Genomic DNA, 14466 nt, shown 5'->3' with positions numbered 1-14466 from the left:
TTTTTTTATAAATTTGGTTGCTTTTTATCTGTAGCTTTGCGAATAAAAACTATCTTTAAAAGCAATTAATATGCGCAAATGAAACATTTTAAAGTTTTGAAAACCATAGGTAGTCCGTTTAATGGCTTTAATTTTGTTATTAGTCCCTTTAACAGGAACGTTTGAGAACTGGTAAATAAAACTGTTTTTAATTTTCGGTAGGTTCTTATGCATGGTCCATTGGACCTTTTTCATGGTTTCAGGCAGATGTTAGCAACGAGGTTCTTGCGTACTTGTTGTAACAGCTATTTGCAGTTGTTCAAAATCTTTGTATCTTACGGCGTAAAGGATGTCTTGATAAAAATCATAAGGTTAATAATCGATCGATGACCTCTTGATCGGTTAAATAGGCATAACGGTAGTTTCGACATTTTCGAAAAATGGTGTCGTTTAAAAGTTTGTTTCGTCTTTCAAAAGTAGTTTTCAACAGCATTTTAATTGCCGAGAGGCTCGTGATTCGGCATTATAGTTTTCATTGTTTGGATACGGAATGTATAGTTATAGTGCAAGGTAAACTTCTGTAACAATATCAAATCTATCTGCGATGATTTGGTAATGTGGAAACAAGTCATGAATTATATTGCGGTAAGAACTAAATAAATCAACGATAATGGTTTTAACAGTAGCACGCGCTGCTGCTGAACATTGCTCAAAGTAATGGCTAGTACTATGATCGCCACGTTCACGCATGATATCTAATACGCAGTGGGTGGCACTGTCCATTAAAATCATGCTCATACCACTATTTTTCGCAAAGTTGCCAGACTTAAAATCAGCAAAAGCAATATGGTGAGGTAGATAATGAAAACTTGTTTTGTTATAAGTAAAGAGGCCTTGTGCTTGTCGTATCACAGTGTATGGCGAAATGTTACAGGCTTGGACGTTTCTGAATGATATTTTCACTTAATGACATGGCGACTGTTTGTTTAACATGCGTCATGAAATGATCACCGGGTTTAATATTAGAAAATTCAGCTAGTGCTGTCCGATGACATTGTAAGCAGATGCATTTTTGTTTGCGAATCGCTAGCTGATTAAATATATTAGTAACATGTGAAGCAATATGTTGTACAAGCTTAGTTAGGACGGTAATTATCATAAGATAATTTTAGATGCCAAATTTGTTGTCGAATGTCATTTTTAAGACAGCGATCATCACTTTCGGGGCTTGATCAGCTAATTTAATATGTGTCTTTAATTCCAAGTAAATTTTGATATACCTATCCATGTTAGAAGCCCTTTCTAGAGAAATTTTGTTTGGCAAACTAGTTCCAACCGGTCTGCTTTCAGTACCAAATAGTGTAAAGCAAAAATCTCTAAAGACTTGAACATATTAAATAAGTAACTGGTTGATTTGATTATTTTTCTATAGATAATTTTAATTAATTTAAGAATAGATACTTTTTAAAAACAATAAACTTTTTTTATATTTTTATAGTGACAAATTCCAAGTTAATAGTTCATAATTATATTTGGTTACATAAATTTGAGGAGATAATTTCACTATGAGAAGTAATAATTCAAAATCACATTACAAAATGTATAAAGATGGCAAACGTTGGGTTTTTGCTAGTATATCCGTAATCACCGCTATGTTAACTGGAGTACTTAATGCTGATAGTGTACATGCGGATACAACAAGTAATACTAATTTTGAATCTTCGGGTGCTACTAGTAACAATAGTGCATCAAGTATAGCAGTTATAGATAGTAGTACATCAAGTACCGATAGTAGTGCATCAAGTACAGCAGTTACCGATAGTAGTGCATCAAGTACAGCAGTTACCGATAGTAGTGCGTCAAGTACAGCAGTTACCGATAGTAGTGCATCAAGTAGCTCAAATGGCTGATAGTTTGAATAGTGGTATGATACCTATTTCAGTATCTGTTACAGATACTGAAATACAAAAAGTTAACACAGTGCCACATACAAAAGTTGAGTCTCAAGTTATTTCTAGTATTCATGTTTCAAATTGGACGGATTTTGTTAATGCATTAAAAAATAAAGATATTAATGAAATTATAATAGATCGTAATATTACTGCAACAGGTGGTGGATCGCAAACAATTGCTGTTAGAGATAATAATAATCTGTTAATTCGTTCAAATGATGATGGACGTTATGCTCTTGATTTTAGAGGGGCCTATCCAACAGGACAGCTTAATTTAACTTATGAAAATATTGATCTATATGGAACGGTTTATTATGGTGTTATTAATACGAGTGCTTTAGCTTCTAAACAATCAAATATTACATTCAAAAATACAAGTTATACAGGGGCACAACTAGTTTATGCTGGTAACAATACAACTGTCATTTTTCAAGGTAAAAATACGATTAAGACAGTTAACTCTTATGTGAGTCCAGTTGATGGATCAACCGTAAAGGTCGGTAATTCACAACAAGCCTTGGAATTTACTGGTACAAATGATTATACTATTTTCGATGAAGGGTCGGTTTTTGAAGGATCGACCTTTAAAGATAATGTTATTCGTATGACGGGAAATAATAGTGGTATTACGGTTAAAAAAGGGGCAGTCGTTACTTTAATACCGCACGATAATGGGACCGGAAATAATGGTTCCGCTGAATGGGGTAATAAGGTTAATGGAATCTATATGTCAGGTAGTGGTGTCTTAAGTGTTGAAAATGGTGGTATTTTGAACATTAACGCAGGTGAAAATTCATCCCAAGGTGTTGCTGCAATTAGTATCACAGATAAAAATACTGTCGTAAACATTCATGAAGGTGGTGCTGTTAATATCAATGTAACGGGAAATATTAGCAGTTATGGTGGCAGTGGACAATCATCAAATACAGCTGTTTATATTAATGGACAATTAAACACTAATTATGGCTCATCGTTCACAGTTAATGGTCATGATATGGGGACATTTTCAGGTACATTAGTTCAAATATCCGGAAATGCTAAATTGTTGGGTAATACTTTTAAAATTATATTAGATGATGCAACTAGTGGTACAGGTAACATTATTTTACTGGATATAGGTGGTAATGTTTCAATTGAAAATCCTAAAGATTTTTTGTTACACTTAGGTAAAAATTCGAAAGCACAATGGTTTAAGAATGGAAGCTTTAGCTTATCTGAAGTACGTTTAAAGACGGATAAGACGACTACTGGTCCCTTTAAAAAAATTAGTTTTACTGTAAGTAATGGTAAACTTTCAGTTACAGATGCTGATAGTAAAAACATTATTGGTCTAACACAGACTGATGAGAATACTTTAATTTCATTATTAAATCAAATGGGTAGTGATGCAAGTGACACAACATTGGAATTTGTAGAAGCTAATGACCAAGTGAATATTGTTAATGATCAAGTTACTGTTACTAAAGAAAACGGTAAATATCTAGAAGTTAGTGGTTATACGGATATACCGGGTGCATATATTCATGCTGCAATTAATGGTACTGAATTTGCTGGTCAAAAATTGAATAGTCCATATTGGCGAGAAAATGGTATTGATAGTACGGTTTTTTATGCTGCACAAGCATCAATGATAAAAGATCCAAATGGTAAAGGCTATAAATTTACATTCGAAATTCCAAATGATGTTATTAATACACTAATACCTGGTACAACGATTGATCTATACGCAACATTCAACTTCGTCAATAGTGATGTTGTTTCAGGAGATTTAGGTATTTTAACGGCGCAACAATATAAAGATAAAATCACTACAGCAGCAAATGATGCTAAGAATCATATCAATCAATTAACTCATTTAACATCTGATCAAAAGACGTCATTAATTAGCAAAATTAATACTAGTTATAATACGATAATTAATGAGCTTAAGGATGATGTTTCACAAAATACATCTAATAATGATATCTATAATAACTTTTTAGATAATGTAAATAATATTGTTACGCTTTCGGATAATCAAGATAATGCAATGAAATTATTGCAGATAGCGGCTACAGATATAGTTAATGATATTAAGAATATTGATGGTTTAAATAGTACTCAAATAACGGATTATGAGAATCAAATAAATGAAACATTTACTAATGCTAGTGTAGAAATTGGAAAGGCAACAAGTAATGACTTTGCATTGAGTGCTGAACAAGATGGTGAAACTAAATTTAATAGCATTAAAGATGCAGCAAAGTTACAAGCAGCCAAGAATGATGGTATTGCCAAGCTAGATAATGCCAAAACAAGTACTATTGATCAAATTAAGGACTCAGGTTTGAGTACGGATCGTCAAAATGAGTTGATTAACGAAGTTAATACTGCTTATGAGACGGCGGCCAATAAGGTTAAAAATGACACAACCATTGTGCAGGTTAATCAAGACACAACGGATGGTGTTAACGCTATTAGCAGTATTTCAGGAACAGTAACTGACGAGAGTAATGCGCTACATGGTGCACAAGACACGGCAAAAAATGATATTGAGGCAGCAGCTGAAGCCGTAATTAACGAGATTAATAATAACGGTAGTCTAACAGAGCAAGAGAAGCATGATTTAGCAGCTGAAGTGACCGAGGCAGCTAATACAGCTAAAGATAATATTGAACATGCAACAACGCCAGATGATGTAACCATTGCTGAGAATGCAGGTAAAGCTGATATTACTACAGTAAGTGATGCAGCAAAGTTACAAGCAGCCAAGAATGATGCTTTGAATGCCATTGATGCCGCAGTAACAACTGCAACGGATGCGATTGATCAGAACGCAAGTTTGACGACAGCACAAAAGGATACGTACAAAGAACAAGTTCAAACAGCGGCAACAAATGCGAAGAGTAACATTAATCAAGCAACGAGTGTTGCTGATGTGACAACTGCTGAGAATGCAGGTAAAGCTGATATTACTACAGTAAGTGATGCAGCAAAGTTACAAGCAGCCAAGAATGATGCTTTGAATGCCATTGATGCCGCAGTAACAACTGTAACGGATGCGATTGATCAGAACGTAAGTTTGACGACGGCGCAAAAGAATACGTACAAAGAACAAGTTCAAACAGCGTCAACAAATGCGAAGAGTAACATTAATCAAGCAACGAGTGTTGCTGATGTGACAATTGCTGAGAATGCAGGTAAAACTGATATTACTACAGTAGGTGATGCAGCAAAGTTACAAGCAGCCAAGAATGATGGTATTGCCAAGCTAGATAATGCCAAAACAAGTACTATTGATCAAATTAAGGACTCAGGTTTGAGTACGAATCGTCAAAATGAGTTGATTAACGAAGTTAATACTGCTTATGAGACGGCGGCCAATAAGGTTAAAAATGACACAACCATTGTGCAGGTTAATCAAGACACAACGGATGGTGTTAACGCTATTAGCAGTATTTCAGGAACAGTAACTGACGAGAGTAATGCGCTACATGGTGCACAAGACACGGCAAAAAATGATATTGAGGCAGCAGCTGAAGCCGTAATTAACGAGATTAATAATAACGGTAGTCTAACAGAGCAAGAGAAGCATGATTTAGCAGCTGAAGTGACCGAGGCAGCTAATACAGCTAAAGATAATATTGAACATGCAACAACGCCAGATGATGTAACCATTGCTGAGAATGCAGGTAAAGCTGATATTACTACAGTAAGTGATGCAGCAAAGTTACAAGCAGCCAAGAATGATGCTTTGAATGCCATTGATGCCGCAGTAACAACTGCAACGGATGCGATTGATCAGAACGCAAGTTTGACGACAGCACAAAAGGATACGTACAAAGAACAAGTTCAAACAGCGGCAACAAATGCGAAGAGTAACATTAATCAAGCAACGAGTATTACTGATGTGACAACTGCTGAGAATACGGGTCAAGTAGATATTACTACAGTAAGTAATGCGGCGAAGTTGCAAGCAGCCAAGAATGATGCTTTGAATGCCATTGATGCCGCAGTAACAATTGCAACGGATGCGATTGATCAGAACGCAAGTTTGACGACAGCGCAAAAGGATACGTACAAAGAACAAGTTCAAACAGCGGCAACAAATGCGAAGAGTAACATTAATCAAGCAACGAGTATTACTGATGTGACAACTGCTGAGAATACGGGTCAAGTAGATATTACTACAGTAAGTAATGCGGCGAAGTTGCAAGCAGCCAAGAATGATGGTATTGCCAAGCTAGATAATGCCAAAACAAGTACTATTGATCAAATTAAGGACTCAGGTTTGAGTACGGATCGTCAAAATGAGTTGATTAACGAAGTTAATACTGCTTATGAGACGGCGGCCAATAAGGTTAAAAATGACACAACCATTGTGCAGGTTAATCAAGACACAACGGATGGTGTTAACGCTATTAGCAGTATTTCAGGAACAGTAACTGACGAGAGTAATGCGCTACATGGTGCACAAGACACGGCAAAAAATGATATTGAGGCAGCAGCTGAAGCCGTAATTAACGAGATTAATAATAACGGTAGTCTAACAGAGCAAGAGAAGCATGATTTAGCAGCTGAAGTGACCGAGGCAGCTAATACAGCTAAAGATAATATTGAACATGCAACAACGCCAGATGATGTAACCATTGCTGAGAATGCAGGTAAAGCTGATATTACTACAGTAAGTGATGCAGCAAAGTTACAAGCAGCCAAGAATGATGCTTTGAATGCCATTGATGCCGCAGTAACAACTGCAACGGATGCGATTGATCAGAACGTAAGTTTGACGACGGCGCAAAAGAATACGTACAAAGAACAAGTTCAAACAGCGGCAACAAATGCGAAGAGTAACATTAATCAAGCAACGAGTGTTGCTGATGTGACAACTGCTGAGAATGCAGGTAAAACTGATATTACTACAGTAGGTGATGCAGCAAAGTTACAAGCAGCCAAGAATGATGGTATTGCCAAGCTAGATAATGCCAAAACAAGTACTATTGATCAAATTAAGGACTCAGGTTTGAGTACGAATCGTCAAAATGAGTTGATTAACGAAGTTAATACTGCTTATGAGACGGCGGCCAATAAGGTTAAAAATGACACAACCATTGTGCAGGTTAATCAAGACACAACGGATGGTGTTAACGCTATTAGCAGTATTTCAGGAACAGTAACTGACGAGAGTAATGCGCTACATGGTGCACAAGACACGGCAAAAAATGATATTGAGGCAGCAGCTGAAGCCGTAATTAACGAGATTAATAATAACGGTAGTCTAACAGAGCAAGAGAAGCATGATTTAGCAGCTGAAGTGACCGAGGCAGCTAATACAGCTAAAGATAATATTGAACATGCAACAACGCCAGATGATGTAACCATTGCTGAGAATGCAGGTAAAGCTGATATTACTACAGTAAGTGATGCAGCAAAGTTACAAGCAGCCAAGAATGATGCTTTGAATGCCATTGATGCCGCAGTAACAACTGCAACGGATGCGATTGATCAGAACGCAAGTTTGACGACAGCACAAAAGGATACGTACAAAGAACAAGTTCAAACAGCGGCAACAAATGCGAAGAGTAACATTAATCAAGCAACGAGTATTACTGATGTGACAACTGCTGAGAATACGGGTCAAGTAGATATTACTACAGTAAGTAATGCGGCGAAGTTGCAAGCAGCCAAGAATGATGCTTTGAATGCCATTGATGCCGCAGTAACAATTGCAACGGATGCGATTGATCAGAACGCAAGTTTGACGACAGCGCAAAAGGATACGTACAAAGAACAAGTTCAAACAGCGGCAACAAATGCGAAGAGTAACATTAATCAAGCAACGAGTATTACTGATGTGACAACTGCTGAGAATACGGGTCAAGTAGATATTACTACAGTAAGTAATGCGGCGAAGTTGCAAGCAGCCAAGAATGATGGTATTGCCAAGCTAGATAATGCCAAAACAAGTACTATTGATCAAATTAAGGACTCAGGTTTGAGTACGGATCGTCAAAATGAGTTGATTAACGAAGTTAATACTGCTTATGAGACGGCGGCCAATAAGGTTAAAAATGACACAACCATTGTGCAGGTTAATCAAGACACAACGGATGGTGTTAACGCTATTAGCAGTATTTCAGGAACAGTAACTGACGAGAGTAATGCGCTACATGGTGCACAAGACACGGCAAAAAATGATATTGAGGCAGCAGCTGAAGCCGTAATTAACGAGATTAATAATAACGGTAGTCTAACAGAGCAAGAGAAGCATGATTTAGCAGCTGAAGTGACCGAGGCAGCTAATACAGCTAAAGATAATATTGAACATGCAACAACGCCAGATGATGTAACCATTGCTGAGAATGCAGGTAAAGCTGATATTACTACAGTAAGTGATGCAGCAAAGTTACAAGCAGCCAAGAATGATGCTTTGAATGCCATTGATGCCGCAGTAACAACTGCAACGGATGCGATTGATCAGAACGTAAGTTTGACGACGGCGCAAAAGAATACGTACAAAGAACAAGTTCAAACAGCGGCAACAAATGCGAAGAGTAACATTAATCAAGCAACGAGTGTTGCTGATGTGACAACTGCTGAGAATGCAGGTAAAACTGATATTACTACAGTAGGTGATGCAGCAAAGTTACAAGCAGCCAAGAATGATGGTATTGCCAAGCTAGATAATGCCAAAACAAGTACTATTGATCAAATTAAGGACTCAGGTTTGAGTACGAATCGTCAAAATGAGTTGATTAACGAAGTTAATACTGCTTATGAGACGGCGGCCAATAAGGTTAAAAATGACACAACCATTGTGCAGGTTAATCAAGACACAACGGATGGTGTTAACGCTATTAGCAGTATTTCAGGAACAGTAACTGACGAGAGTAATGCGCTACATGGTGCACAAGACACGGCAAAAAATGATATTGAGGCAGCAGCTGAAGCCGTAATTAACGAGATTAATAATAACGGTAGTCTAACAGAGCAAGAGAAGCATGATTTAGCAGCTGAAGTGACCGAGGCAGCTAATACAGCTAAAGATAATATTGAACATGCAACAACGCCAGATGATGTAACCATTGCTGAGAATGCAGGTAAAGCTGATATTACTACAGTAAGTGATGCAGCAAAGTTACAAGCAGCCAAGAATGATGCTTTGAATGCCATTGATGCCGCAGTAACAACTGCAACGGATGCGATTGATCAGAACGCAAGTTTGACGACAGCACAAAAGGATACGTACAAAGAACAAGTTCAAACAGCGGCAACAAATGCGAAGAGTAACATTAATCAAGCAACGAGTATTACTGATGTGACAACTGCTGAGAATACGGGTCAAGTAGATATTACTACAGTAAGTAATGCGGCGAAGTTGCAAGCAGCCAAGAATGATGCTTTGAATGCCATTGATGCCGCAGTAACAATTGCAACGGATGCGATTGATCAGAACGCAAGTTTGACGACAGCGCAAAAGGATACGTACAAAGAACAAGTTCAAACAGCGGCAACAAATGCGAAGAGTAACATTAATCAAGCAACGAGTATTACTGATGTGACAACTGCTGAGAATACGGGTCAAGTAGATATTACTACAGTAAGTAATGCGGCGAAGTTGCAAGCAGCCAAGAATGATGGTATTGCCAAGCTAGATAATGCCAAAACAAGTACTATTGATCAAATTAAGGACTCAGGTTTGAGTACGGATCGTCAAAATGAGTTGATTAACGAAGTTAATACTGCTTATGAGACGGCGGCCAATAAGGTTAAAAATGACACAACCATTGTGCAGGTTAATCAAGACACAACGGATGGTGTTAACGCTATTAGCAGTATTTCAGGAACAGTAACTGACGAGAGTAATGCGCTACATGGTGCACAAGACACGGCAAAAAATGATATTGAGGCAGCAGCTGAAGCCGTAATTAACGAGATTAATAATAACGGTAGTCTAACAGAGCAAGAGAAGCATGATTTAGCAGCTGAAGTGACCGAGGCAGCTAATACAGCTAAAGATAATATTGAACATGCAACAACGCCAGATGATGTAACCATTGCTGAGAATGCAGGTAAAGCTGATATTACTACAGTAAGTGATGCAGCAAAGTTACAAGCAGCCAAGAATGATGCTTTGAATGCCATTGATGCCGCAGTAACAACTGCAACGGATGCGATTGATCAGAACGTAAGTTTGACGACGGCGCAAAAGAATACGTACAAAGAACAAGTTCAAACAGCGGCAACAAATGCGAAGAGTAACATTAATCAAGCAACGAGTGTTGCTGATGTGACAACTGCTGAGAATGCAGGTAAAACTGATATTACTACAGTAGGTGATGCAGCAAAGTTACAAGCAGCCAAGAATGATGGTATTGCCAAGCTAGATAATGCCAAAACAAGTACTATTGATCAAATTAAGGACTCAGGTTTGAGTACGAATCGTCAAAATGAGTTGATTAACGAAGTTAATACTGCTTATGAGACGGCGGCCAATAAGGTTAAAAATGACACAACCATTGTGCAGGTTAATCAAGACACAACGGATGGTGTTAACGCTATTAGCAGTATTTCAGGAACAGTAACTGACGAGAGTAATGCGCTACATGGTGCACAAGACACGGCAAAAAATGATATTGAGGCAGCAGCTGAAGCCGTAATTAACGAGATTAATAATAACGGTAGTCTAACAGAGCAAGAGAAGCATGATTTAGCAGCTGAAGTGACCGAGGCAGCTAATACAGCTAAAGATAATATTGAACATGCAACAACGCCAGATGATGTAACCATTGCTGAGAATGCAGGTAAAGCTGATATTACTACAGTAAGTGATGCAGCAAAGTTACAAGCAGCCAAGAATGATGCTTTGAATGCCATTGATGCCGCAGTAACAACTGCAACGGATGCGATTGATCAGAACGCAAGTTTGACGACAGCACAAAAGGATACGTACAAAGAACAAGTTCAAACAGCGGCAACAAATGCGAAGAGTAACATTAATCAAGCAACGAGTATTACTGATGTGACAACTGCTGAGAATACGGGTCAAGTAGATATTACTACAGTAAGTAATGCGGCGAAGTTGCAAGCAGCCAAGAATGATGCTTTGAATGCCATTGATGCCGCAGTAACAATTGCAACGGATGCGATTGATCAGAACGCAAGTTTGACGACAGCGCAAAAGGATACGTACAAAGAACAAGTTCAAACAGCGGCAACAAATGCGAAGAGTAACATTAATCAAGCAACGAGTATTACTGATGTGACAACTGCTGAGAATACGGGTCAAGTAGATATTACTACAGTAAGTAATGCGGCGAAGTTGCAAGCAGCCAAGAATGATGGTATTGCCAAGCTAGATAATGCCAAAACAAGTACTATTGATCAAATTAAGGACTCAGGTTTGAGTACGGATCGTCAAAATGAGTTGATTAACGAAGTTAATACTGCTTATGAGACGGCGGCCAATAAGGTTAAAAATGACACAACCATTGTGCAGGTTAATCAAGACACAACGGATGGTGTTAACGCTATTAGCAGTATTTCAGGAACAGTAACTGACGAGAGTAATGCGCTACATGGTGCACAAGACACGGCAAAAAATGATATTGAGGCAGCAGCTGAAGCCGTAATTAACGAGATTAATAATAACGGTAGTCTAACAGAGCAAGAGAAGCATGATTTAGCAGCTGAAGTGACCGAGGCAGCTAATACAGCTAAAGATAATATTGAACATGCAACAACGCCAGATGATGTAACCATTGCTGAGAATGCAGGTAAAGCTGATATTACTACAGTAAGTGATGCAGCAAAGTTACAAGCAGCCAAGAATGATGCTTTGAATGCCATTGATGCCGCAGTAACAACTGCAACGGATGCGATTGATCAGAACGTAAGTTTGACGACGGCGCAAAAGAATACGTACAAAGAACAAGTTCAAACAGCGGCAACAAATGCGAAGAGTAACATTAATCAAGCAACGAGTGTTGCTGATGTGACAACTGCTGAGAATGCAGGTAAAACTGATATTACTACAGTAGGTGATGCAGCAAAGTTACAAGCAGCCAAGAATGATGGTATTGCCAAGCTAGATAATGCCAAAACAAGTACTATTGATCAAATTAAGGACTCAGGTTTGAGTACGAATCGTCAAAATGAGTTGATTAACGAAGTTAATACTGCTTATGAGACGGCGGCCAATAAGGTTAAAAATGACACAACCATTGTGCAGGTTAATCAAGACACAACGGATGGTGTTAACGCTATTAGCAGTATTTCAGGAACAGTAACTGACGAGAGTAATGCGCTACATGGTGCACAAGACACGGCAAAAAATGATATTGAGGCAGCAGCTGAAGCCGTAATTAACGAGATTAATAATAACGGTAGTCTAACAGAGCAAGAGAAGCATGATTTAGCAGCTGAAGTGACCGAGGCAGCTAATACAGCTAAAGATAATATTGAACATGCAACAACGCCAGATGATGTAACCATTGCTGAGAATGCAGGTAAAGCTGATATTACTACAGTAAGTGATGCAGCAAAGTTACAAGCAGCCAAGAATGATGCTTTGAATGCCATTGATGCCGCAGTAACAACTGCAACGGATGCGATTGATCAGAACGCAAGTTTGACGACAGCACAAAAGGATACGTACAAAGAACAAGTTCAAACAGCGGCAACAAATGCGAAGAGTAACATTAATCAAGCAACGAGTATTACTGATGTGACAACTGCTGAGAATACGGGTCAAGTAGATATTACTACAGTAAGTAATGCGGCGAAGTTGCAAGCAGCCAAGAATGATGCTTTGAATGCCATTGATGCCGCAGTAACAATTGCAACGGATGCGATTGATCAGAACGCAAGTTTGACGACAGCGCAAAAGGATACGTACAAAGAACAAGTTCAAACAGCGGCAACAAATGCGAAGAGTAACATTAATCAAGCAACGAGTATTACTGATGTGACAACTGCTGAGAATACGGGTCAAGTAGATATTACTACAGTAAGTAATGCGGCGAAGTTGCAAGCAGCCAAGAATGATGGTATTGCCAAGCTAGATAATGCCAAAACAAGTACTATTGATCAAATTAAGGACTCAGGTTTGAGTACGGATCGTCAAAATGAGTTGATTAACGAAGTTAATACTGCTTATGAGACGGCGGCCAATAAGGTTAAAAATGACACAACCATTGTGCAGGTTAATCAAGACACAACGGATGGTGTTAACGCTATTAGCAGTATTTCAGGAACAGTAACTGACGAGAGTAATGCGCTACATGGTGCACAAGACACGGCAAAAAATGATATTGAGGCAGCAGCTGAAGCCGTAATTAACGAGATTAATAATAACGGTAGTCTAACAGAGCAAGAGAAGCATGATTTAGCAGCTGAAGTGACCGAGGCAGCTAATACAGCTAAAGATAATATTGAACATGCAACAACGCCAGATGATGTAACCATTGCTGAGAATGCAGGTAAAGCTGATATTACTACAGTAAGTGATGCAGCAAAGTTACAAGCAGCCAAGAATGATGCTTTGAATGCCATTGATGCCGCAGTAACAACTGCAACGGATGCGATTGATCAGAACGTAAGTTTGACGACGGCGCAAAAGAATACGTACAAAGAACAAGTTCAAACAGCGGCAACAAATGCGAAGAGTAACATTAATCAAGCAACGAGTGTTGCTGATGTGACAACTGCTGAGAATGCAGGAAAAACTGATATTACTACAGTAGGTGATGCAGCAAAGTTACAAGCAGCCAAGAATGATGCTATTACTAAACTTAACGGATCTAAGGCAAATGTTATTAATAAAATTAAGCATTCTGTGTTAAATATTAATCAGCAAACGAATTTGATCAATATTGTTAATAGTATATATGATAATTCTTTTAATATCATTAAAAATGATATTACTATTGAAAAAGTTGTACAAGATATGAATAACGGTATTGACCGTATTAATGCTGTATTAAACCTTTTAAATTCTAAAGTTAGTAAAATTAATCCATTACAAAATACTACTAGTAATAGTGAAAATAGTAATAATTCGATTAATGAAATAACATCTAATAATGATACTAATGATCAAATTAATAACAAGAATAATAAATCATTAAACTTACCAAACACAAATGTAGAATTTAATGTTCAAACAGATTTTAATAATTTTTTGTTAGAATTATTTGGATTAATGTTTATTCTTTCATTAGCAGGAATATTAGGGAAAAGTAGAAAGTAATTAGCAAAATCAGTATATTGAAAATCTGACACTTTTTGTCAGATTTTTGGTTATTGGACAAACATATTAACATTAGAAGCAGGAACAGATATGACGATATCTGTTCCTGCTTCTTTAATTTTATAATTAAAGTGTACAAATTTATAAGGTCGACAGTACCATTGGGTAATCAACTCGAATATGTCAAACTGGCCAGGAAATGTGCATATAATTAGTTTAATATGTTAGGCCATTGAGCTTGTGTAAGAAAAATAAATACTGTGCATAATATTTTTACCAGTAAATTTGTATAAATCTAAATTAGGA

Annotated in this window: 4 protein-coding genes; 2 read left to right on the top strand and 2 right to left on the bottom strand. The window is 37.7% G+C overall.

The features are described from left to right. Nucleotides 1–24: 24 nt before the first annotated feature. Nucleotides 25–234 carry a transposase gene (locus AC3B5D_RS03960; protein ID WP_489839396.1) on the bottom strand — a complete coding sequence of 70 codons (210 nt, stop codon included), beginning with the start codon at nt 232–234 and terminating at the stop codon, nt 25–27. A gap of 303 nt (nt 235–537) precedes the next feature. Further along, complete coding sequence (locus AC3B5D_RS03955; protein WP_489839397.1) at nt 538–771, bottom strand: transposase; 234 nt, start codon at nt 769–771, stop codon at nt 538–540. A 773-nt stretch (nt 772–1544) separates the two neighbouring features. On the opposite strand from AC3B5D_RS03955, the gene AC3B5D_RS03950 reads away from it, so the two are divergent. Together AC3B5D_RS03950 and AC3B5D_RS03945 are read left to right on the top strand one after the other, a co-directional pair. Beyond that, entirely contained in the window at nt 1545–1889 is a 345-nt protein-coding gene (locus tag AC3B5D_RS03950; RefSeq protein WP_489839398.1) for a KxYKxGKxW signal peptide domain-containing protein, read from the top strand. Next, nucleotides 1882–14160 (top strand): beta strand repeat-containing protein, encoded by a 12279-nt coding sequence (locus tag AC3B5D_RS03945; RefSeq protein WP_489878291.1) that lies wholly within the window; start codon nt 1882–1884, stop codon nt 14158–14160. Before AC3B5D_RS03950 ends, AC3B5D_RS03945 begins: the two co-directional genes overlap by 8 nt. Nucleotides 14161–14466: the final 306 nt, after the last annotated feature.

This window comes from Weissella sp. ESL1177 (assembly GCF_058107185.1).
Note: the sequence above shows the minus strand (reverse complement) of the source record. Positions and strands in the feature narration are given on the sequence as shown.

Bases quoted from the DNA above. Each gene is read 5' to 3' on its own strand.
- AC3B5D_RS03955 (WP_489839397.1), bottom strand. From the start codon at position 771: ATGATTTTAATGGACAGTGCCACCCACTGCGTATTAGATATCATGCGT.
- AC3B5D_RS03960 (WP_489839396.1), bottom strand. From the start codon at position 234: ATGAAAAAGGTCCAATGGACCATGCATAAGAACCTACCGAAAATTAAA.
- AC3B5D_RS03950 (WP_489839398.1), top strand. From the start codon at position 1,545: ATGAGAAGTAATAATTCAAAATCACATTACAAAATGTATAAAGATGGC.
- AC3B5D_RS03945 (WP_489878291.1), top strand. From the start codon at position 1,882: ATGGCTGATAGTTTGAATAGTGGTATGATACCTATTTCAGTATCTGTT.